21 protein-coding genes and 2 pseudogenes are annotated in these 21811 nt (G+C 70.7%); 10 read left to right on the top strand and 13 right to left on the bottom strand.

Going from position 1 to position 21811, the window contains the following annotated elements; all coding sequences use genetic code 11:
* The 5 genes and pseudogenes from CED_RS25195 to CED_RS09195 all read left to right on the top strand — a co-directional run.
* Positions 1-1963 (top strand): HAD-IC family P-type ATPase (locus CED_RS25195; protein ID WP_235186981.1); only part of this gene is annotated, 1963 nt, incomplete at its 5' end.
* A gap of 188 nt (positions 1964-2151) precedes the next feature.
* Positions 2152-2238: pseudogene (locus CED_RS26125) on the top strand (VapC toxin family PIN domain ribonuclease); the annotation flags it as partial.
* 265 nt (positions 2239-2503) lie between these two features.
* Positions 2504-3346, top strand: coding sequence for an SDR family oxidoreductase (locus CED_RS09205; RefSeq protein WP_235186980.1), 843 nt, complete (start codon positions 2504-2506; stop codon positions 3344-3346).
* A 287-nt stretch (positions 3347-3633) separates the two neighbouring features.
* Positions 3634-4782 carry an acyltransferase gene (locus CED_RS09200; protein ID WP_235186979.1) on the top strand — a complete coding sequence of 383 codons (1149 nt, stop codon included), beginning with the start codon at positions 3634-3636 and terminating at the stop codon, positions 4780-4782.
* Positions 4783-4953: 171 nt separating this feature from the next.
* Positions 4954-6306 (top strand): D-arabinono-1,4-lactone oxidase, encoded by a 1353-nt coding sequence (locus CED_RS09195; protein WP_035909915.1) that lies wholly within the window; start codon positions 4954-4956, stop codon positions 6304-6306.
* Positions 6307-6375: 69 nt separating this feature from the next.
* Here the strand turns inward: CED_RS09195 and CED_RS09190 are convergent, their stop codons facing one another.
* The 6 genes from CED_RS09190 to CED_RS09165 form a co-directional block, all read right to left on the bottom strand.
* Complete coding sequence (locus tag CED_RS09190; protein ID WP_011434810.1) at positions 6376-7104, bottom strand: ABC transporter ATP-binding protein; 729 nt, start codon at positions 7102-7104, stop codon at positions 6376-6378.
* On the bottom strand, positions 7104-8114 hold the full coding sequence (locus tag CED_RS09185) for an ABC transporter ATP-binding protein (RefSeq protein WP_011434809.1): 1011 nt from the start codon (positions 8112-8114) through the stop codon (positions 7104-7106). The genes CED_RS09190 and CED_RS09185 overlap by 1 nt, the downstream gene beginning before the upstream one ends.
* Entirely contained in the window at positions 8111-9523 is a 1413-nt protein-coding gene (locus CED_RS09180; protein WP_035909851.1) for a branched-chain amino acid ABC transporter permease, read from the bottom strand. Before CED_RS09180 ends, CED_RS09185 begins: the two co-directional genes overlap by 4 nt.
* Complete coding sequence (locus CED_RS09175; RefSeq protein ID WP_011434807.1) at positions 9520-10452, bottom strand: branched-chain amino acid ABC transporter permease; 933 nt, start codon at positions 10450-10452, stop codon at positions 9520-9522. The genes CED_RS09180 and CED_RS09175 overlap by 4 nt, the downstream gene beginning before the upstream one ends.
* Positions 10453-10524: 72 nt before the next feature.
* Complete coding sequence (locus tag CED_RS09170; RefSeq protein WP_051868736.1) at positions 10525-11694, bottom strand: branched-chain amino acid ABC transporter substrate-binding protein; 1170 nt, start codon at positions 11692-11694, stop codon at positions 10525-10527.
* Positions 11695-11900: 206 nt separating this feature from the next.
* Positions 11901-13292 carry a CoA transferase gene (locus CED_RS09165; protein ID WP_035909850.1) on the bottom strand — a complete coding sequence of 464 codons (1392 nt, stop codon included), beginning with the start codon at positions 13290-13292 and terminating at the stop codon, positions 11901-11903.
* 270 nt (positions 13293-13562) lie between these two features.
* Here CED_RS09165 and CED_RS09160 point away from each other — a divergent pair, with 270 nt between their 5' ends.
* Positions 13563-14135 carry a J domain-containing protein gene (locus CED_RS09160; protein ID WP_108913710.1) on the top strand — a complete coding sequence of 191 codons (573 nt, stop codon included), beginning with the start codon at positions 13563-13565 and terminating at the stop codon, positions 14133-14135.
* Here the strand turns inward: CED_RS09160 and CED_RS09155 are convergent.
* Positions 14124-15155 (bottom strand): asparaginase, encoded by a 1032-nt coding sequence (locus tag CED_RS09155; RefSeq protein WP_035909847.1) that lies wholly within the window; start codon positions 15153-15155, stop codon positions 14124-14126. The two genes, CED_RS09160 and CED_RS09155, sit on opposite strands and share 12 nt — an antisense overlap.
* 94 nt (positions 15156-15249) lie before the next feature.
* Here CED_RS09155 and CED_RS22430 point away from each other — a divergent pair, with 94 nt between their 5' ends.
* Positions 15250-15480, top strand: coding sequence for a zinc ribbon domain-containing protein (locus CED_RS22430; protein ID WP_011434802.1), 231 nt, complete (start codon positions 15250-15252; stop codon positions 15478-15480).
* A gap of 27 nt (positions 15481-15507) precedes the next feature.
* On the opposite strand, the gene CED_RS22425 is transcribed toward CED_RS22430, so the two are convergent.
* The 3 genes from CED_RS22425 to CED_RS09140 all read right to left on the bottom strand — a co-directional run bounded on the left by CED_RS22425 (position 15508) and on the right by CED_RS09140 (position 16545).
* A complete protein-coding gene (locus CED_RS22425) occupies positions 15508-15759 on the bottom strand; it encodes a hypothetical protein (protein ID WP_011434801.1) in 252 nt (83 codons plus the stop codon).
* A 9-nt stretch (positions 15760-15768) separates the two neighbouring features.
* The gene (locus CED_RS09145; protein ID WP_011434800.1) at positions 15769-16035 is read right to left on the bottom strand and encodes a hypothetical protein; all 267 of its coding nucleotides are present in this window, start codon (positions 16033-16035) and stop codon (positions 15769-15771) included.
* Positions 16036-16116: 81 nt separating this feature from the next.
* Positions 16117-16545 carry a DUF2795 domain-containing protein gene (locus tag CED_RS09140; protein ID WP_011434799.1) on the bottom strand — a complete coding sequence of 143 codons (429 nt, stop codon included), beginning with the start codon at positions 16543-16545 and terminating at the stop codon, positions 16117-16119.
* A 147-nt stretch (positions 16546-16692) separates the two neighbouring features.
* On the opposite strand from CED_RS09140, the gene CED_RS09135 reads away from it, so the two are divergent.
* A complete protein-coding gene (locus CED_RS09135; RefSeq protein ID WP_235186978.1) occupies positions 16693-17568 on the top strand; it encodes a Rieske (2Fe-2S) protein in 876 nt (291 codons plus the stop codon).
* A 14-nt stretch (positions 17569-17582) separates the two neighbouring features.
* On the opposite strand, the gene CED_RS09130 is transcribed toward CED_RS09135, so the two are convergent.
* Positions 17583-18458 carry a metallophosphoesterase gene (locus CED_RS09130; RefSeq protein ID WP_011434797.1) on the bottom strand — a complete coding sequence of 292 codons (876 nt, stop codon included), beginning with the start codon at positions 18456-18458 and terminating at the stop codon, positions 17583-17585.
* Positions 18455-19510, bottom strand: a complete 1056-nt coding sequence (locus tag CED_RS09125) for a nucleotidyltransferase (RefSeq protein WP_035909843.1) — start codon at positions 19508-19510, stop codon at positions 18455-18457. Before CED_RS09125 ends, CED_RS09130 begins: the two co-directional genes overlap by 4 nt.
* 427 nt (positions 19511-19937) lie before the next feature.
* On the opposite strand from CED_RS09125, the gene CED_RS09120 reads away from it, so the two are divergent.
* The gene (locus CED_RS09120; protein ID WP_049761037.1) at positions 19938-20399 is read left to right on the top strand and encodes a MarR family winged helix-turn-helix transcriptional regulator; all 462 of its coding nucleotides are present in this window, start codon (positions 19938-19940) and stop codon (positions 20397-20399) included.
* Between the two features lie 109 nt (positions 20400-20508).
* Here CED_RS09120 and CED_RS22420 read toward each other — a convergent pair.
* Positions 20509-20712: pseudogene (locus CED_RS22420) on the bottom strand (zinc ribbon domain-containing protein); the annotation flags it as partial.
* A 125-nt stretch (positions 20713-20837) separates the two neighbouring features.
* Between CED_RS22420 and CED_RS09115 the strand changes: the two are divergent.
* Complete coding sequence (locus CED_RS09115; protein WP_084680750.1) at positions 20838-21566, top strand: NTP transferase domain-containing protein; 729 nt, start codon at positions 20838-20840, stop codon at positions 21564-21566.
* Positions 21567-21811: the final 245 nt, after the last annotated feature.

Below are 21811 nucleotides of genomic sequence, written 5' to 3'. Positions count from 1 at the left end.
CNNGGNGGGGCGCAGCATGGCCGCGACCGCCGGTCCCGCCCGGCTCAGCGGCGTCGAGGCGCGACTGTCCACAATCACCGATCTCACCATTCCGGTGGCGCTCGCCGCCGCCGGGGCACTGTTGGCCTCCGGGTTGATCCGTGGCCTGCCGATCCGGGACACGCTCAGCGCCGGGGTGGCGCTCGCCGTCGCGGCGGTGCCCGAAGGGCTGCCCTTCCTCGCGACCGCCGCCCAGCTTTCCGCCGCCCGACGGCTCTCGGCACGGGGCGCGCTGGTACGCAACCCCCGCACCATCGAGACCCTCGGCCGGGTGGACGTGCTGGGTTTCGACAAGACCGGAACGCTCACCGAGGGCAGGATCCACCTGCACGCCGTCTCGGACGGCACGCACACCGCCGCGGTGACCGAGTTCGGAGCGACGCATCGGCGGGTGCTGGCCGCCGGGCTACGCGCCACGCCGCGCGGCAAAGGAAAGAAGAAGTTGCCGCATCCGACCGATCGCGCGGTGCAGAAGGGAGCGGCCGCGGCGGCGGTGACCCGCGAGTACGGTCTCGCCGTGTGGTCGCCGACGGCCTCGCTTCCCTTCGAGCCGGGCCGCGGCTACCACGCGGCAGTGGGGGATGCCGGCACGACCACGGTGCTGAGCGTCAAAGGGGCGCCCGAGGTGCTGCTGCCACGGTGCGCCCGCATCCGGACCGCCGACGGAACGGCACCGCTGAACGACCGCCGGCGGGCGAGGCTCATCCAGGAGCACAGCCGGCTCGCGGGCGCGGGCTACCGCGTCCTCGCGGTGGCCGATCGCGACCTGGGGTCCGCGCCCCGACCGGCGGACGAGGAACTCACCGATGACAGCGTGGCCGAGTTGGCCTTCCTCGGCTTCCTCGTCCTGTCCGACCCGGTCCGGACCACGGCCGGGGCGTCGCTGGAGGCGCTGCGCGCCGCGGGCGTGCAGGTGCTGATGATGACCGGAGACCATCCGGCCACCGCCAGGACGATCGCCACCGAACTGGGAGTGCTCACCGACGACCAGATCATGCTGACGGGTGTCGAGCTCGAAGCCATGGACGACGAGGCCCTGGACGCGGTCCTGCCCAGGGTGGCCGTGATCGCCCGGAGCACTCCGCTGCATAAGGTGCGGGTCGTGGAGGCCTACCAGCGGCTGGGCAAGACGGTGGCGATGACCGGCGACGGCGCCAACGACGCGCCCGCCATCCGGCTCGCCGACGTCGGCCTCGCGCTGGGCCGGCGTGGCACGCCGGCGGCCCGGGCCGCCGCCGACGTGATCGTGACGGACGACCAGCTGAACACGATCATCGACGTGCTCGTCGAGGGCCGTTCGATGTGGGCCTCGGTCCGCCAGGCCCTGGGCATCTTCGTGGGCGGGAACCTCGGCGAGATCGCGTTCACTCTCCTCGGCTCCATGGCCACCGGGCGGTCGCCACTGTCCGCGCGGCAACTGCTGCTCGTCAACCTGCTCACCGATCTCGCCCCGGCCCTGGCCGTCGCGCTGCGCGAGCCGGATCCGGAGGCGACCGGNCAGCTCCTCAGCGAGGGCCCGGAGCGCTCCCTCGGTACCGCCCTGAACCGGGAGATCGCGGTGCGGGCGGTCGCCACGACCCTCGCCGCCACGGGTGCCTGGATCATCGCCCGCCTCACCGGGCGCCGACGGCACGCGAACACGGTCGGCCTCGCCGCGCTCGTCGGCTCGCAACTGGGCCAGACGCTGCTCGTCGGCGGCCGCAGCCGGACGGTCCTGCTGAGCATCGCCGCCTCGGCGGTCGTCCTGGCCGCCATCGTGCAGATGCCAGGCGTCAGCCAGTTCTTCGGTTGCACCCCGCTCGGTCCGGCGGGCTGGTCGATCGCGATCGGCGCGTCGCTGGCGGGGNCGTTGCTCTCCTTCCTCCTCCAAGCCTCCGCCGGGCTGCAGTCCGCCGCAGGACACCTTTGGGTACGTGCGAGGTGAGTTGCGAGGTGAGTGGGGTAGGTGCCCGCACAGAAGCGGCCATGATATCGCGATTGAGGAATCTGATATTGAACCTGTGAGGTGACGCCGGTGGCCGACATCCTCGTACGTGACGTGCCGACGCGGTTCTCCCCAAGCTCGACGCTGCCTCCGCCCGAGCCGGAATCTCGCGTGTCGAGTATCCGCGCCGCACGCTTGCCGCCGCAGCCGGCCATCACCGGGCCCCGAGCGTCCCCGATCCGCTGATCGCAGCGACAGCGGAAGCCGCCGGCCTCGGTCGCTCCACTCGACCTGACCGCGTTCCTGGCGGGGATTGGAGAGCTGGGGCGGCCCTGGGCGCCAACGCATACTCGACCGTTACGTGATGGTACAGTCGCAACCGTGCGGGATGTGGCTACTTCGCCGCAGATAGCCGCGATCGACCCGCATCGACGCGTGTTCGCGCTGGCGAACGGGACCCGTCCGCGGATCCCAGCGGCAGCCTGCTCGTGTTCGTCCAGGTTAGCGACCTGCGCCACTCTGCCGAGGAGCGTCCAAGCAGTGACGGCAAAGCAGAACCTGGCCATCGCCTGTGCCGACCATCTGCTAGGCGGAAGTCCGCGTACCCACCTGCCCCACCTGCCCCAGCTCGCCGGCCGCGGCGCACTGGTCACCGGTGCCTCCAGCGGGATCGGGCGCGCCGTCGCCCTTCGGTTGGCGCGGGCCGGCGCATTTGTCATCGCGACCGGTCGCGATGAGGAGGTGCTGGCGAGGATGGTCAAGGAGGCCGACGAGGTCNGTCTGACCATCCATCACCAGGCTGCGGACATCACCGATCCCGCGGACCGCGGCTGTCTGGTCGACATGGTCCGTGATCAGCCCACGGACCTGAAGATCCTGGTGCACTCGGCAGGGGCCTACCACCGCGGCGCGATCGCCGACGCCCCACTGACCGACCTTGACGAACAGCTGGACATCAATGTACGCGCGCCCTATGTGCTCACCCAGATGCTGATTCCGGACCTCGTCCGGACCGGTGGCGACGTGGTGTTCATCAACTCCACCCAGGGCTTGTCCGCCGGCGCCGGCGTCGGCCAGTACGCCGCGGCCAAGCACGCCCTGCGGGCGATCGCCGACAGCCTGCGGGCGGAGGTCTCGGCTGCCGGGGTGCGGGTGTGCACGGTCTTCCCGGGCCGCACGGCGACCCCCATGCAGCAAAAAATCTTCCAGGCCGAGGGGCGGGCGTGGAATGCCGACCTGCTCATCGCGCCCGACGACATCGCCGACGTCGTGACCGGGGCAGTGGCACTTCCCGACCGCGCGAGTATCACCGAGATCGTGATACGCCCCACCTATGGACCCGGACCAGTGGACTCGTTCGTAGCTCGTCCGCAGACGGGCTAGACCTCACAACGCTGTGCGGCGACTGCCGCCCAGGTCCCAGGTTCGCCCGCTAGCCGGCTGCCGGCGCCACGATGTTCACCCGATCGGGGGCGCGATGGGCAATTCAACACCTACGTTAGTGTTTGTTCCTCCGAGGTATCGCCGTGGCCTCGCCTGGGACGGCACGCACGGCTGACGATCAAGGGGGCGCGTTGACCCGGAGGACCTCGCCAGAATCCGCCCAGCAGGAGAGCTTCCGTCCCTCGCGGCAGCTCCCAGCACCTCAGNCNGGGCTGGAGCTGCCCACGTTGACCGGCTTGCGGGGAGTCGCCGCCACTCTGGTGTTCCTCCGCCACATCCACGCGGACGTCCAGGGGACCCTGCCGGTGGTCGCGGTGCTGGGCAACATCGGTTACGTGGGCGTCACGTTCTTCTTCGTGCTGTCGGGGTTCGTCCTCACCTGGGCGACCAGGCCGATCACCGCGGGGCAGTTCTACTGGCGCCGGTTCGCCCGGGTCTATCCCCTGTACTTCGCCGCCATCTGGATCTGGCTCGCGATCGCGTGGCCGCTGGGGACATTGGGGGACTTCGGCTCGAAGCCCCTCTCCATCCTGCCGAGTCTGCTCCTCGTCCAGGCATGGGTTCCAACCCAGTCGATCTATTTCGGCTGGGGTGGTGCCNTGCTGTGGTCGTTGTCCTGCGAGGCGTTCTTCTACCTGGTCTTCCCCCACGTGTACCGCAGGTTCGCGACCCGCACCAACCCCGAACGCATCCGCGCCGCGCTCCTGTTCGTTCTCCCTGCCGCGGCCGTGGCATGTGCGGCGAGCACCGCGGGCTCTCGGTTCGATCTTGCCGCGTACGCGAACCCGGCGGTGCGGCTCGGCGAGTTCGTCCTTGGCGTGGTCCTTGGGTTGCTGGCTCGTGAGGGNGCCCGCGCAACGCCGTGGCAGCGTCGGATGCTCACCGCCTTCTCCTGCGCCTGGCTGGTCGTCCCGATACTCCTGGGCTACCGCTACGGCCATCTACAGGGATTCATGGACACGCTCACACTGCCGGCGTTTGCCATCATCATCTTCCTGGCCGGCACCCGTGAGGCGGACGGCCGCCGGATTCCGGTGTTCAGCTCCCGCCCACTCGTCTATTTCGGCGAGATCTCCTACGCCTTCTATCTCATTCACCCCGCCACACTCACGATCAGCGGGGAACTCGGCTGGGTCGACGCCACCACCGCGGCCGGGACGGCGCTCGCCATCCTCGCCGACTTCGCCCTGTCCTTCGCCTTCGCCGCGGCCCTGCATCACACGGTGGAAGGCCCGGCCCGCCGATGGCTGATGGGGGTACTCCGGTCACGATCGTCCCCCCGTCATGCCTACCGGAGTCTGCTGCCCGATGTGCGACCGCGGATCCCACCGGAGTCCGCAAGCGCGGATCATGTCGTACCTGTCGCTCGTCCGTGACCACCGGCCCATCCCGCCCGGACGGAGGTCGGACGACGCATCGCCCTGTGAACGGCCATCACCCGCCCCCCGCGTGACGGAGCCGGGAAGGCCCGGTTCACGATGGTGGCCGGTCCCGACTTCGGACCGGCCCCGGACCGCGGCCATCGGTCCCGGCAGACGGAGGTGCCCATGGGCTCGCCCGTTGGTAAGTCCTCGGCCTGGCGCAACTGGGCGGGCAACGAGACCGTCCGGTCGGTGCGCCTCGCCCGCCCCCGCGACGCGGAGGAGATCTCCGCCCTGGTCGGTACCGCCATCCGGGACGGCCATCAGATCCGGGCGATCGGATCGTNCCATTCCATGAGCGCCATCGGCCGCCCGGACCCGGGCTCCGTCCAGGTCCGCCTGGACAGGTGCGCCGACCTCGTCGCTCTGGACGGCGGCAGCGGCCTGGTGACGGTGCGCGGTGGGATGACCATGCGCCNGCTGAACCGGCTGCTCGCGGAGGCCGGGCTCGCCCTGACCAACCAGGGCGACGTCGACGAGGTGACCATCGCGGGTGCCATCTCGACCGGCACCCACGGCACCGGGAGCCGCTTCGGCGGCCTGTGCACCCAGGTCCGGGCACTCGAGGTGGTACTCGGCGACGGCAGTGTGGTCACCTGTTCACGCGGCGAACGTCCCGAGTTGTTCGCCGCCGCCCGGCTGGGCCTGGGTGCCGTCGGCGTCGTCACGTCGGTCACCCTGCAGGCGGTGCCGCTGTTCGCCCTGCAGGTCCAGGAGGGTCCGATGCGCCTGGACGAGGTCCTCGACACCTACGACGATCTCGTCGACCAGACCGACCACCTCCGCTTCTCGTGGTTTCCGCACACCACGACGGCCCTGGTCAGACGCGGGCAGCGGCGTCCGCTCGACGACGGCCTGGCGCCGCTGCCCCGGCTGCGCTGCTGGGTTGACGACGAACTGGTGTCGAACACCCTCTTCGGCGCGCTGATGACGACGGGCCGGCGGATGCCCGCGGCGGTGCGGCCCATCGCGCACGTCAGCGCGCGGGCCTCGGGCAGCCGCACGTTCCGCGACCTGTCCTACCGGGTGTTCACCTCCCACCGCCGGGTCCGGTTCAAGGAGATGGAGTACGCCCTCCCCCGTGCCGATCTCGCCGCGACGCTGCGTGAGCTGGTCTACGCCATGGGGAGCGCGGACGTGCGTGCCGTCTTCCCGGTGGAGGTCCGATGTGCCGCCGCGGACGAGATCCCGATATCGACGGCGTACGGCCGCGACACCGCCTACATCGCCGTGCACGTGGATCATCGCGGTGCGCACGGCGACTACTTCGGCCTCGCCGAGAAAATCATGTTGTCGGTCGGCGGCCGGCCGCACTGGGGCAAACTGCATTCACTGGACGCGGCGACGCTGCGTGGGCTCTATCCCCGTTTCGACGACTTCCTGGCCGTGCGCGACGCCGCCGACCCGACCGGGGTGTTCGCGAACGCGTATCTCGACCGCGTCCTCGGCTCACCGGCCTGCGCCACCAACGCTCGGTGACCCGACCGCGGCACGCCACGGCGGTTTCTCGCCGATGTGGCGACGGGCGGAGCAGCGGTCGCGGGCGGTTCAGCCTGCGGTGGTCCGGCCGCCGACGTCCTCCCCGAGGTAGGCCTGCCGGACCCGGTCGTCGGCCAGCAGACTCGCGGCGGTNCCCGCCAGCACGACCTCGCCGGTCTCCAGCACGTAGCCGCGGCCCGCGATCCGCAGCGCCGAGGCCGCGTTCTGCTCGACCAGCAGTACCGCGACCCCCTCCCGGTTGATCTCCGCGATCACCTCGAAGATGGTCTGAACGATCATTGGGGCCAGCCCCATCGACGGCTCGTCGAGGAGCATCAGCCGGGGACGGCTCATCAGCGCGCGTCCGATCGCGAGCATCTGCTGCTCGCCGCCGGACAACGTGCCTCCCGGCTGCGCGATCCGCTCGGCCAGCCGGGGGAAGAGCGCGAGCACCCGGCCGAGGTCGGTCCGCACATGCCGGCGATCGTGGTAGGCGCCCATCAGGAGGTTCTCTCGGACACTCATGCTCGGGAAGATTCGCCGGCCCTCGGGCACGTGGCTCACCCCCCGGCCGACGAGTTCGTGCGCCGGAATTGACGACAATGGGCGACCGTCCAGCCACGTCTGTCCCGCCCGGGGCCGCAGCAGTCCGGAGACCGTCCGCAGCGTGGTTGTCTTGCCGGCGCCGTTGGCCCCGAGCAGGGTGACGATCTCGCCCTCGGCCACCTCCAGGCTGACGCCGCGCAGGGCGGTGACGGCGCCGTAGGCGACCTCGACATTGGCCAGGGTCAGCAGCATCAGCGCAGTTCCTTCCACCCGGCGGGGCCGGCCGCGCCGGGATCCACCACATCGGGATCCACCACATCGGGATCCGCCGCGCCGGCGTCGGCCAGGCCCAGGTACGCCTCGATGACCGCCGGGTCCCGCTGGACCTCCACCGGCGTGCCGGACGCGATGATCCGGCCGAAGTTGAGCACCACCACCGAGGTCGCCACCGACATGACCAGCCGCATGTCATGCTCGATGAGCAGGACCGACACCCCGGTGCCCGCGATCCGGATGATCAACTCTGCCAGGTCACGCTTCTCCGCCGGGTTCGTGCCGGCCGCGGGCTCGTCGAGCAGCAGCAGGCGCGGCTCGGTACCGAGCGCCCGGGCGATCTCCAACCGGCGTTGCTCGCCGTAGGGCAGCGACGAGGCGAGCTCGTGCGCCCGGTGCGGCAGGCCCACGAGCTCAAGCAGCTCCAGCGCGTGCCGCACGCCGTCACGCTCGGCCCGCCGGGCGCCCGGCAGCCCCAGCACCGCGGCCAGCGGCCCGTACCGCTGCCGCACCTCGGTCCCGATCTGGACGTTCTCCAGCGCCGACAGGGCGGGGAAGAGCCGGATGTTCTGGAAGGTCCGGGCGACGCCGAGCCGGGTGATGGCGTGCGGGCTGCGCCCCACCAGCTCGGCCTGCCGGCCGGGCCGGGGCCAGAAGGTGACNGATCCCTGCTGCGGGCGGTATGCCCCGGTGAGGCAGTTGAACAGCGAGGTCTTGCCGGCCCCGTTCGGTCCGATCACCGCCAGGATCTCGCCCCGGCGCTGGCGCAGTGAGACGCCGTCGAGGCTGGTCACACCCCCGAACCGCAGCGCCAGGTCGCGGGCCTCCACCACTAGGTCCTCCGGGCCTCCGCCGCGCCCGGCTTCCCCCGGGCCCTGGCTGTCCCCGCGGCCCTGGCTGCTCCCGCGGCCCTGGCTGCTCCCGCGCTGCCGGTCCCGGGAGCGCCGGTGTCCCGGCGGGGAGACGCGGTGCGCTCCGCCCCTGGTCACGGCTTGCCCCCCGTGGGCGCGGCGCCCAGGGAGTCCGCCGCGCCGATGCCGGCCTCCGCGAGCTGGATCTCCCGACGCCGCCGGCGCGACGGCACGAGTCCCTGCGGACGGAAGATCATCATGATCACGATGACAGCGCCGAAGTAGATGTACCGGTCCGCGGGCGGGACCTTGTCGCGCAGGTAGAAGGCGATGCCCTGGAGGACGACGGCACCGACCACCACCCCGAGCCGGGAACCCATCCCGCCGAAGATGACGACGGCGACGACGAAGAACGACGCCTGCAGGCTGAAGCTCTGCGGGTTGAAGAACTGTTTGGAGGCGAAGAGCACGCCGGCGAAGCCCGACACCGAGGCGCCGATAGCGAAGGCGAGCAGCTTCATCCGCAGGGTCGCGNCCCCGGTCGCCTCGGCTGCGATCTCGTCCTCGCGGATCGCCGCCCAGGCCCGGCCGATCCTGGACCGTTCCAGCCGACCGAAGGCGATCATGACTCCGACGATGATGGCCAGGAGCAGGTAGTAATACGGCAGCGGATCGATGCCCCACTCGTAGCCGAGGCCGAGCAGGTTGATCGACAGGTGCGGAACGCCGAAGGCCCCCCGGGCACCGTTCGTGATGTTGTCGGCGTTGTTCGCGATCAAATGGATGATCTCACCGAAACCGAGCGTGACGATCGCCAGGTAGTCACCCCGCAGCCGCAGCGTCGGCGCGCCCAGGACGACGCCGGCGAGCGCGGCAAGGACCAGCGCGATCGGGAAGACGAAGAACGGGTTGAGCACGAAGGGCGCGTGCCACGGCATCGCGGTCTGTGAGGTGAAGTAGGCCGTCGCGTAGGCACCGATGGCGAAGAAGGCGATGTAGCCGAGGTCGAGCAGGCCGGCGTAGCCGACCACGACGTTCAGGCCCAGTGCGAGCAGCGCGTAGATGCCGATGTCGTTGACCATCGACTGCTGCGCGGCGGTCGAGACGACCAGCGGGGCGATGATCGCGACCGCCAGAAGCGCCAGGTTCAGCGCGATCGGGCCGCCCCGGGTGGCGTAGGCCGCGCTCACCGGCCCCCGGATGCCGGCCGTCAGCCGGCCCGCCGCGCCCCGCAGTTCGACGCCGAGCGCCAGGACGATCCACAACGCGGCGGCGAGCCCCAGGTAGGGCAGGATCCGCGCGTCCAGCACCGAATCCTGAAATGCCTTCAGCGGTTTGTCGGAGCCCCCGGCCGGACCGGTCACCACCGCGGCGAGCACACCCACCAGCAGCAGCACCCCGAGCTGGCGCAGCCGGGCCGGGGAGAACAGCACGGCCGGACGCAGCGATGCGCCCGCCGGGTCGCCACCAGACCCGCCACCCGGCCCGGCGGGTGGGAGCGGCGCCCCGGCCCTCGGCGGGCGGGCGGACGACGTCGCAGCGCTCACGCTGCCCTCCCTAGACGTTCCCCGAGCAGGCCGGACGGTCGGATCATCAGGATGCCGACCAGGACCAGGAAAGCGATCACGTCCTTGTAGGACGCCTGGAAGATATATCCGCCATAGCTTTCCACCAATCCGAGGAGCAGGCCGCCGAGCATCGCCCCGCGCACGTTGCCGATGCCGCCGAGGACCGCGGCGGTGAACGCCTTCACCCCGGGGACGAACCCCATGCTGTAAGAGGCGTTGAACGTCATCGCGTACAGGAAGCCACCGGCCCCGGCCAACAGGCCGCCGAGCACGAACGTGACGATGATGATGCGTTCGACGTTCACGCCCATGAGAACCGCGGTGTCGGCGTCCTGGGCCACCGCGCGGATGCCCTGCCCGAGCCGGGTCCCCGCGACCAGCCGGTCCAGTCCGACCAATATCGCGATCGCGACCGCGAAGATGACCAGCGACTGGGTGGAGACGTCCGCTCCGAACAGCGTGAACACCGTTCCGTCGGTGAACAGGTCGGGCAGGGCCACATTCTGCCGGCCGAACTCCTTGCCGGCAAGGTTCACCGCGAACAGCGAGGCCCCGATGGCGCTGATGAGATAGGCCAGCCGGGGGGCGGAACGGCGCCGCAGCGGCCGGTACGCCACCCGTTCGAGCGTGAAGGCGGCGAGCCCGCCGCAGATCGCGCCGGCGCCGAGGCCCATGGTCACCAGGCCCACCGATTCGAGGCCGCCCGGGACCGAGCCGTCCCCGGGCAGCAGGGCGCGGGCGGCGAACAGCCCGCCGAAGGATCCCAGCATGAAGACCTCGCTGTGCGCGAAGTTGATGAGCTGGAGGACCCCGTAGACGAGGGTGTACCCGAGCGCGATGACCGCGTACAGGGAGCCGACCGTCAGACCGTCGACGGTCAGCTGCCAGAACTGGTCGAGGAAACCCATCCGTGTGCCTCGTTCACCACCAGGCGAAGCGGTGGCCGGACGTCCCACCCCCGGCCACCGCCCGCACCGACATCAGGACTTGACCAGGTTCGCGATGTTGCCGAGAACGGTGATCTGTCCACCCTTCACCTGGTAGACGAACACGTTGGAGCCCTTGACCTCGCCGTTGGGCTCGAACACCACGGTCTTGGTGATGCCGGGGAAGTTCACGGAACCGAACGCGCCGGTCACGGACTCCCGGGTGACGTCCTTGCCGAGCTTCTTGAAGACGTCCGCGAGGGCGAGCGTGGCGTCGTAGGCCTCACCGGAGTAGGTGCCGGGCTTCGTCCCGTTGTTGACCTTCTTGTAGGACGCGACGAAGGACGCGGCCTTCGGGTCGGTGTTGGCGTCGCCGCAGGGGCAGGTGAGGTAGGCACCCTCGGCCGCGGCGGCCCCGGCCTGCGCGACGTACTGCGGGTCGAGCGAGCCGTCACCGCTGATGATCTTTCCGGTGAAGCCCTTGCCCTTCAGCGCCTTCGACAGCAGCGCGAACTCGGGGTAGTAGCCGGAGTAGTAGAGGACCTCGGGCGCGGCAGCGATGATCTTCGTTGCCTCGGAGGTGTAGTCCTTGGTCGGGTTGATGCCGTCGTGGGTCGCGTTGACACCCTTGGCTTTGAGCTCGGCCTCCAGCGCACCCGACAGGCCCGTGCCGTACTCGCTCTTGTCGTCCAGCGAGTACACCTTCGTCGCCTTGAGCACCGTGGCGATGTAGTCGGCCGCGGCCTTGCCCTGCACGGTGTCCGGGGCGATGACCCGGTAGAAGGTCTTGAAGCCCAGGGTGGTGAGCGCGGGGTTCGNCGCCGACGGGCTCACCGACAGCAGCCCGGCCTGGGTGTAGGCCGGCTCGCTCGCCTTGGTGGCGCCGGAGAACATCGGGCCGACCACCGCGACGACCTTGGAGTCATCGATCAGCTTCTGGGCTGCCGTCGGGCCCTGATCCGGCGAGCCGCCATCGTCGGATTCGACGAGCTTGAGCTGGAACGGCGCGCTCGCATCCGCGTTGACCTCGGCGATCGCCGTCCGGACGCCGTAGAGGGCGTTCAGACCGAGCTGCTGGCTGTCGCCCGAGAGAACTCCCTGGAAGCCGATCGTGATGGTCTGCTTCCCGTTCGAGGACGAACCACTGTCACTTCCACAGGCCGCCGCGGTCAACGCCACGGTCGCGGCAAGGGCTATCGCTCCCAGGAGCGGGCGCCTACCCATGCAATTCCTCCTCCGGTCCCGCCAGACCCGACTCCGATGCCATGGCCCGGCCCAGTCACCCCGACGCGCCCGGCCCGCGAGCCGGTGCGCCACCGCATAGAGAATGACGTGCTAACCAGCATCAATTCGCACCACCCCCCGGATGGACGGGGCGGCGCACGGTTACACACCGGCACGATCCCGCGGAACCCGGCACCTCAGCATGGCTATGCCCAGACCGCCGGGCTGGTGCCCAGCTGTGCCGGCGGGGAGCTCCAGCTCGGCGCGACGCCGGCCACGGTGGCGGCCGGGCGGATGTACGACAGGGGTCCGAACTCGCTGTTCATCGTGGCGCAGAACTCCTCGGCCTCCTCCCGGGTCGGGTCGGGGAGCGCGAGCGTGTCGTGGTGTCCCAGCCCCTGCAGCCAACGACCGGTCCGGGTCAGGGACACACCGACGTGCCAGCTGCCCCCCTCGGTCGCCCGGCGCGCCAGCGCGTCCAGCACCCCGTAGACGGTGAGGTAGCCAGTCGAATGATCAAGGGCCTGTGCCGGCAGCGGCACGGGGCGGTCGGACCGGGTCACCGCCGCGGCGGCGGTNGCGATGCCGGACGCGGTCTGGACCAGACTGTCGAACCCGCGCAGACCGCTCCAGGGGCCCTGCCGTCCATACGCGGTGATGGTCGCGCAGACGATGCCCGGCCGGATCCTGGCGACCGCCTCCGGGCCGAAGCCGAGCCGGTCGAGGGCCATCGGCCGGTAAGCCTGGAGCACCACGTCCGCCGAGGCGATCAGCTCGCGCAGCCGGCGGGCGTCCGCGGTCACCCGCAGGTTGAGGAAGGCGTTGCGCTTGCCGAACCCGGTGTCGACGAGCACCGTGTGCACCTCCGGCAGGTGGGCGGCGCCGACCCGCAGGACGTCGGCTCCGTAGGCGGCCAGCGTGCGACCGGCGACGGGACCGGCAATGACCCGGGTCAGGTCGAGCACCCGCAGACCCGCGGCCGGCGTCTCGGCCGGGGGCGCGGCGAGCGCCGGGCCGTCGCCGAGCCGGCGCACCTCGACGAGGGGAAGCTCGTCAACCGCCCGGGCCTGCCGGTGCTCGCGCCACTCCCGCTCGCTACGGGCCATGCTGGCGCACAGACCCATGGCGTGCAGCTCGAGTTCCNGCGGCTCGGCCTCGAAACGGCGGATGACCCGTTCGACGGCGGCGCGCTCGCCCGGCGTCCCAAGAAGATCCAGGATCCCGTTGCGGTGGTGCGGGAAGTTGCAGTGCAGCTGGATCCACCGGTCGTCCCCGGTGCGGTAGTACCCGGAGATCGGGTCCCACGGGCTCGGCGGTGGCTTGCCGGCCACTCGCAGGTACCGTTCGCTGCGGAAGACCGCACTCGCGTGACGAGTGTCCACGGTGACCTCCGGCGGGGCCCCGCCGCCGCGGGCCGCGAGCAGGCGGCTAGCCCCGACGGCCGCGGCCGCCACCGACGCGGTCGCCACCGTCGTCACCCGGTAGAGGCTGGGCAGGACGTCGGCGGGTCCGGTCACGGTCAGCCGCTCGGCGATGTCCGGATCCTGTACCAGCGACGCGACCTCGGTGACAATCTCCGAGTTCTGCCGTTGCCCCATCCACCCATCCTGTCCCACCCTGGTGTGCACGCGGCGCCCCGAGCGCGCCGTCGGCCGAACCGGAATGAGGCCGGCACGCCCGATAAGACGATCCTGAGAGCCAAGAGCCACAACGCACAGAAAATCCTATTTTGCCGCTGTCCCGGCCTCCCGACTCGCGCTCGCCCCGGGCCGTCCAAGGCCCATTCTGGTCATGTGTAGGTACTTTCGCCATGACACCGGGCTCGCGGCCGCCCGGTCGGGTGGTCGGCAATGGCAGGAGACACCCCGATGCGCGTGCAACGCTCGCTGTACGAGGTGCTGGACGTACCGCCCAGCGCCACCGCCGAGCAGATCCGGCATGCCTACCGCGTGGCCGCCCGCCGCACCCATCCCGACGCCGGTGGTTCGTCACCGGCCTTCGATCGGGTCACCCTCGCCTACCGCGTTCTCGGCGACCCCGACCGGCGGCGCCGCTACGACCTGCGCCTCGCCGCCGGCACGCCTCACCCGTCCGCGCCGCGCCGATCATCACCGGGCCCATCCGCGCCGGGCCGATCATCACCGGGCCCATCCGCACCGGGCCCGGGTGCACCGGGCCCGGGTGCCGATCCGATGGTCCGTCGCCGCTACCTCGCCCTGATGCTGGTGGCGCTGACCCTGTTCATCTCGGCAGGCACCGTGGTGCGGCTGTACTCCGTGACCGCCGCCATGATCATGATGGTGGTCGCGGCGATGATCCCGCCCGTCGCGGTCACCGTGGCGAGCCGTCCCCGTCGGGCGCCTTCCGACCCCCGTCCCCGAGCAGGCGAGGACCGGGGCGTCCGCGCCGACCGCACTCCCCCGCCCGGATCAGACCGGTAGCCGCACGCGTAGGGAACCGGCCGGGCGCCCGCCGCCGAGCACCGTGGGCGCCCCGAGCACGGCGAGCTGGGCGAAGTCGAGCTCCTGGTGCCCGGGGGCGTCCGGACCGGGAAGAGCACCCAGGCGGGTCAGCACGGCCAGCGCGACCGGGACGCCGGGCCGCCCGCTCCCATCCGCGATCTTGACCGCGACCGCGTGACCCTCGGACGTCGCCACCACCGTGACACCCTCGGCGCCGTTCTTCGCGACGACGCCGGGTACCGCCCGCATCAGGTCGGTGTCGGACCGGCCAACNCCCCCGATCAGCTCGGGATGCGCCCGCATGGCGTTGATGACCCGCCGCTCGGGGCCGCCCGGCGCGGCCCGGACCATCGCCCGCAGCCCGCGAGCCAGGCCCGTGAGCGAGAACGCGAACAACGGGGCCCCGCACCCGTCCACGCTGGTCGCGACGATCTCCTCGCCGATCAGCTCCTCGATCGTGCGCCGGATCACCTGCTGCAACGGATGATCGGGGTCGGTGTAGTTCTCGATCGGCCAGCCGGCCGCCACGCAGCAGGCGATCATCCCCGCATGCTTGCCGGAGCAGTTCATCAGCACCGGCTCCGCGCGGCCCCCGGCGCGAAGGTGCGCCTGGGCCGCGGCCGGGCCCAACGGAAGATCGGCGGGACAGCGCAGGGNGTCGACGGAGACGCCCGCTACCGAGAGGATCTCCAGCACCCGCGCGAGATGCACCGGCTCGCCGCTGTGGGAACTGGACACGATGGCAAGCAGGTCACCGGGGATCTCCCGGCTCAGGAAGATGCCGTCCAGCCCGGCACGAAGCATCGCGGCGGCCTGAAGGGGCTTGACCGCCGATCGGGGGAAGATCGGGTGGTCGGGCACGCCGACGGTGAGCGCGCTGTCCCCATCCCGACCGAGGCCGATGACGGTGCCGTGATGGCAACTCTCCACGAACGGCGCACCGCCGCGCAGCCCCCGGACAACCTCGGCGACCACCTGCGGGCCCTCCGGCGGCTGCATACAGCCAGCGTACGTCGGGCCTTCTCCCGCTCACCCGTTCTCGCCATCCGCCGAATCCGACGCTCGCCTCACGGCGGCCGCATATCCTGGTGCCGTGCCTGCCTACGACTACCGCTGCCGGGTATGTGACGCATCGTTCGAGGTTCGCCGCAGCATGCACGAGTCCGTGCCGGACAGCGCGGTGAGCTGCCCCTCCGGACACACCGAGACCTCGCGGATCTTCTCTGCGATCGCCGTCAGCCGCGGCTCGGCCACGCCGGCTCCGGCTATGGCCTCGCCGTCCGCCGGCGGGGGCGCGTGCTGCGGCGGCGGCTGCTGCGGCTGACGCCACCGTTCATCCTGACGCCACCGTTCATCCGCGGTGACGATGGATGCCCGCGGCCTGCGATTTCGTCGGCCCACGCGCCGCCCGGGTCCGCGGGCCGACATCCACCTGACGGTCCCGCTGGCCGCCGCACGCGGCGGCCCGGTCCTCCACCAGCCGCCGTCGCAACAGCCGCAGGGTATCTTCCCGCTCCGTCTGATCCAGACCGGCTACGAGGGTCTGCAGCAGATCACCTGATCCGGGTCGTTGGTCGCCATAGCCGAACCCACTCGTACCCATGGGCGTGTCCTACCCAGGCCACCGGCGTGTCACGCAGTCCCGGGCCCACGGGAACAAGGCACCGGGCCACCGGCGTCTCCGCCGCACCCCCCGCAGCGCCTCCCGCAGCCGAGCGCGGACGACCCGGCGATCGATGGCCCGCGGGCCGAGCACCATGATCCATGCGATACCCAACGCCCACAGGCCGGCGAGGGCACCGAAGGCAAAAACGTTGAACGCTCCGATCATCGCGAAGCCGACGAGCAGCAGAACGCTCGCGGCGAGCCCGCCACCCACGGGTGTTTCCGTACCCCGCCGGCTACGGCGTCATACCGACTACTTCATGATGTTGGTCATATTATGGATCATCGGACGGATTCAGTGACGCCGTGACTCCACGTGAGGAGGGCCGGGTCGCAGTACCCGCCACAGCGCGCCCAACGAGGTGAACTGGATGTCGGGCGGCGCACCGGCGACCTCGTCAACCACCCGGTCCGGGGCGTGCTGATGACGCAGATGATCCATGATCTCGTCACGGTTGGCGGGGAAGACCGCCCGGCCGAGCCAGCGGGCGAGCTCGGAGCGTTCCTCGACGTCCACCGGCGTCATCCCGGCCGGCACACCGACCCGCGACCCAGCGGCATCCAGGTTCTGCGGGCCACCGGTCGCTTCCTCGGGGAACGGTTCAGCGGAGCGCCATTCCTCCGCCCGCGTGTCCCGCCCGGCCCGCACAAGCCCCTCGACCTCGTGCGCCAAGATGTCGTCGCGCACAGGGCCGTGCTTGGTGCTTCCGCGATCCACTGCCATGTTCTCGTTCCTTTCCGCTGTTTCAGTGGTGCGCGCTGACGGACGAAGCAAACCCGCGATCGGGCCACCCGGCTTCTCCGGTCAGCAGATGTTCACGGCCAGCGATGGGCGGGAACACCGGCATCCATGGTGCGGATACCCCACAACGTGTTGGTCAGACCCGCCGAACGCCTGGAGCGGGCCGAAGCTCTCGACCCGGTGGCAGTGAAGATCCGTGACATGGTCCGCCGCTCCCTGCACGACGGGACCATCCGGGACACCCTGCACGGCGTGCCGCTCGGTCACCCTCTGCATCCGGCGCTCGCTGCGCTCCCCATCGGAACCTGGATCTCCGCGGGAATCGTGGACCTGCTCGCGGGACGTCACGAGGGGTCCGAACGGGCGGCCCGGGTACTGATCGCCACGGGGTTGCTCGCGGCGGTCTCGGCCGCCGCCAGCGGCCTCGCCGACTACTCCGAGCTGCATGAGCGCCAACTGCGGGNCGGGGNGGCGCACGCCGCGACGAACAGTCTGGCGGCCTGCTGCTACGCCGCCTCGCTCGGCATCCGATGGCGTGGCAACGGCCGCCTCGGCCGTCGTCTCGCGCTGCTCGGCCTCGCCACGGCCAGCACGTCGGCCTACCTCGGCGGTCATCTGGCCTACCGGCAGGCGTCGGGAGCCAACCACACCGAGGAGGTACCCCACCTGCTGCCGCCCGGTTGGCATCCGCTCGCCCTTCTGGACGAACTGGCGGACGGCCGACCCGAGGCGCGGCTGTTGCGGGATGTGCCGGTCGTCCTCCTCCGGAAGGGAGACCACGTCGACGTACTGGCCGGCCGGTGCAGCCACCTGTCCGGACCACTGCACAAGGGAGAGATCATCCGAAGGGACGGCTTCACCTGCCTGCGCTGCCCCTGGCACGGCAGCACCTTCCGGGTGACGGACGGCGCGGTGGTGCATGGTCCCGCGACCGCGCCCCAGCCGCGGTTCGATGTGTGGATCTCCGATGGTGAGGTCCGGGTACGGCTGCCTGGGGCGGGATAGCTACCGCGGAATAGCTAACTGGGGCGGGACAGCGTCGAGGGGCTGTCCGCCGCGGAGCGGGGCGTCCCGGCTGCCGGACCGGTTGGCGGGACGGCTGGCGGGACGACGGCCGGGCTGGCGGCGCCAGCCGAGCGCTGTAGGCCCGCGCGGTCCGAGCCCGGGCGCCCGGTGGTGGCCATCTCGCCCACCCCGTAAAGCGCATAGGCTTTCCTGATCACCGGCCGGGCCACGTTACGGACCGGCACCCCACCGGCCGTCATCCCGTGCTCCGAACCGGCATGGGCGTGACCGTGCAGCGCAAGGCAGGCGGCCCCCGCGTCCACCGCCTCGGCAAGGTGGTAGCTGCCGAGAAACGGGAAGATCTCGGTTCGCTCGCCGATGAGCGTGTCCGGTACCGGAGCATAGTGCATCAAAGCCACACGGATTTCGCAATCCAGACTTTCCAGCGCACCGCGCAGCCGGGATCCGGCGTCCTTCGTGTGCCGGATGAACGCCTTCATCAGTGGTTCGCCGAAGTCGCTTCCGCTGGCCCCGGCGAACCCCCCGCCAAATCCCTTGACGCCGGCGATTCCGAGACGGCGGCCGTCGATGTCGAGGACCGTGCCGCCGCCTTCGAGGACGGTCACGCCAGCATCGGCCAGCATTTCGATGATCTCGTTCTCGGCACCGCCGTGGTAGTCGTGATTACCCAGGACGGCGACGACGGGCACCTCGGCGTCCGCCACCTCGGCCGCGACGATCTCGGCCTCGGCCGGCAGCCCCCGCTGGGTGAGATCACCGGCCAGCAGCAGCACGTCCGCCCGACCGGCGAGTCCACGCAGCAGCGGTGCGAAGGTTCCGCGGCTGTCCACGCCCAGGTGGATGTCGCCGACGGCGGCAATTCTGATCATGAGATGGTCTCCACGTTCGGCGGCGCCTCGGTCGGCATCCCCCGATCCGCGATGGTGACCTCGTTACTCACCAGGCGTCCGGGAAGCGCCTCGGCGAGCACATCCGCGACGGCCCGGCGGCGGGCGTCCGTGGCGACCTCGCCCTCGACCAGGATCTGCTGGCCATCCACCACCACCTCCAGCCCGAGCTCGGCCACCCTTGGATCCTCGGCGAGGCGTTCGTGCAGGTCACCGGCAAGATACTCATCGGCCTCGGTGAGGTTCAGTGCCCCGTACCCGGCGGTGTCGGCGATCCGCTTCGCGGTCCCGGCCTGCTCCGCCGCACCCGCTGGCACCGCCCCACCCGCTGGCACCGCCCCACCCGCTGGCACCGCCCCACCCGCTGGCACCGCCCCACCCGCTGGCACCAACGGGCCGTGCGGACGTGAACCCGTGGGGGTGCCCCCGGCCGACGGAGCACCTTCGGTAGACGGAGCACCTTCGGCCGACACTGCACGACCGGCGGCCGGGATCAGGTTGAGCCGGGTGGCCACGAGCAGGGCCGCCTCGGCGAAGGGGGAGGTGGCCGTCGCGCGACGTACCTGATCCCAGTCGACCTGCTCCCGCATCGCTCTGATCATCGGTATCACGCGAGCGAGGTCACAGTACCGTTCCTCCAGGGCCAACAGGGTCATCTCGAACCAGTCGGTGGCATCCAGCACGGGCATGCGCACCGAGTCCACCGACATCTCACTGGACCGCTCCAGCGTTTGCTGGGTCACCGCCCGACCCACCGGATGGTGGATGAGATCGACCAGCACCTCGCCGTCGAACACCTTGGTGAGCCAGTCCTCGGGTGAGTCGACCGGGCGCAGGCCGGCGTTCGCAAGCACCTCGACCGCCCGCGGCACGTCGTCCTCGCGCAGCATGAAATCGACGTCGTGGACCGGCTCGGGGCCGCCCCGGGCCCAGCAGGCGTAGCTGCCCCCGAGAGCGAACGGGATGCCCGCCTCCTTCAGGGTCACAGCCACGCGTTTCAGACTCTCCCGCAGGCCTCTGGGCGCATCCTCCATACCGCTGCCCGTACCCGCGGGAACCATGTGATGCACCTCGCGTACCCCACCGGAGTCGGGCGGCAGGTGGCTGTCGCGATTGCGACACCTCTAAATGACTACCTCGAAGCGGTGACAGGACTACTACAGAAGCATGGCGCCGTCCGGCTATCCGTAGTTATAATTTCACTACATGCCACAAGAGTTACCACTTCGACGCCTGATAGACACCTGAATCTCACGGCTTGACGACACCGAGCGTCGACATGAGCGATGATGACCTTCGCGGCAAACCTGTCGCCCGCCTACTTCGACACCGGATTGGAAGCGAACCCTGAACACGCGCACACGATCCGACCAGTTGGCCAGGGCCCTCGGAGGGGAAACAGCCGCACCGGAGAACTCCGGCGAACGCCTCCCTGAACAACGCGCCACTGGGCCGGCCACCCTGACCTCGCGGCCGGCCGCCCCGGGCGGCCACGGCGTGGTCGACCTGTCCAGCCATCCCGGCCAGCTGGCCCGCCGGCTCCAGCAGGTGACCTATCAGCTCTGGACCACCACCGTCTCGACCGAGACGACACCTCCGCAGTTCGTGGTCCTCAACAGCCTGCTCGCTGATCCCGATATTGATCAGCGCACGCTCGGAGAACGAGCCTCCCTGGATCGGTCGACGGTGGCCGATGTGGTGGCGAGGCTCGTGCAGCGTGGGCTCATCCGCCGGGTCCGTGACCCGCGTGATGGCCGGCGCAACGTCCTGCGGCTGACCAAGCGGGGAGAGTCGACCCACGGTCAGGTGGCGGACCGCATCGACCAGATGAACGACAAGCTGCTGGCGCCGCTGTCCGAGGAGGAACAGACCGCCCTGTTGTCGATGTTGGCCCGCATCGTCGACCAGGATAGGCCCCATTAACACGATGCGGGGTCGCTACGTATCGCCCGAGGTCGATGACGGTCGGCATCTTCGGTATCGCCGCCTCTTGACGTCCTCTCCGCCCTGAAGGGTGGAGATTCCCGCCTGCTACGCCGCTGTTCGCATCCCGGTCGTGGACGACCCCGCAGGCCGGGCACGTCCACGACCGGACGGTCAGTGGTTTCGGCCCGTCCTTCACCCCGCACGCCGAACAGACCTGCGACAACGCAAACCACCGGTCGACCTTCACCACGGTCCGGCCGTACCGGGCGGCCTTGTACTCCAGCATCCCGACGAACCGCGACCAGCCAGCGTGGGACGGCTCCGCCTAGCATGGCCAGGCATCACCGACCAGAAGCAGCCCGATGCCTGTCCAGATCACGAAGGTGAAAATGTGACTTCACGAATCTCTCGTGGGGCATCCACGCCGCGAATCCGGTGAACGTCGCCGGTCTGCTGCTCGCTGCCGGGGCAGGACGGCGGATGGGACGCCCCAAGGCTCTGGTCGAGTTGGGCGGTGTGACGCTGGTCGAGCGGGGTGTCCGCCTGCTCACGGCGGGGGGNTGCCGGCCGGNCGTGGTCGTCACCGGCGCCGCCGCGGACGAGGTGGGCATCGTCGTGCGACGCCTCGCCACCCGCCGGGTCGCCGGGCCGGCGCCCGCGGGCTGGGATGCGCCCGAGATCGGCCTGGAACCCACGGCCGGCCTGATACCGGAGGTTCGCCTGGTATCGGCCGCGCGGTGGACCGAGGGTGTCGGCGCGTCGCTGCGGGCCGGTCTCGCCGCCCTGGTCGGCACCGACACCGACGCCGTGGTTGTCACCCTGGTGGACCAACCTTCCCTNGGCGCGGCGGCGGTGCAACGTCTGATCTCCGCCGCGGCCGACCCGGGGTCGGCCCATCCGGCGATGACCGCCACCTACGGAGGCCGGCCGGCCCATCCCGTCCTGCTACGCCGCTCGGTCTGGCCCGAGGTGGCGGCTCTCGCGCGCGGCGAGGCCGGCGCCCGGGCGTGGCTGCGGGCCCACCCGGGAGAGGTCACCGGCGTGCCCTGCGACGGCACCGGCTCACCCGCCGACGTCAACACCCCCGCCGACCTCGAAACCCCCGCCGACCTCGAAACCCCCGCCGACCTCGCCAGCGGCGACACGCACACCCAGCCCGGGTAGAACGCTAAGGACCCATGAGTAGGAACACCGCCGCAACGACGTGAGAAACGGAAGAACAACAGCGAACCNCGGTATTCCAAGAAAGGATGACGCCCAACCGGGCCACCGGCAGTATCGGCGGCACGGGAACCGGCGCGGGGCACCATACCATCACCATCTGAGGCTGGCCGGACACCCGGGGATGGTGTCGGGCGCTGCGCGATGGGCTCGGCGGGAAACGTTACGCAGACCATCGTGCTGGTGGC

This window comes from Frankia sp. CeD (assembly GCF_000732115.1).
Lineage (GTDB): Bacteria > Actinomycetota > Actinomycetes > Frankiales > Frankiaceae > Frankia > Frankia casuarinae.
Note: the sequence above shows the minus strand (reverse complement) of the source record. Positions and strands in the feature narration are given on the sequence as shown.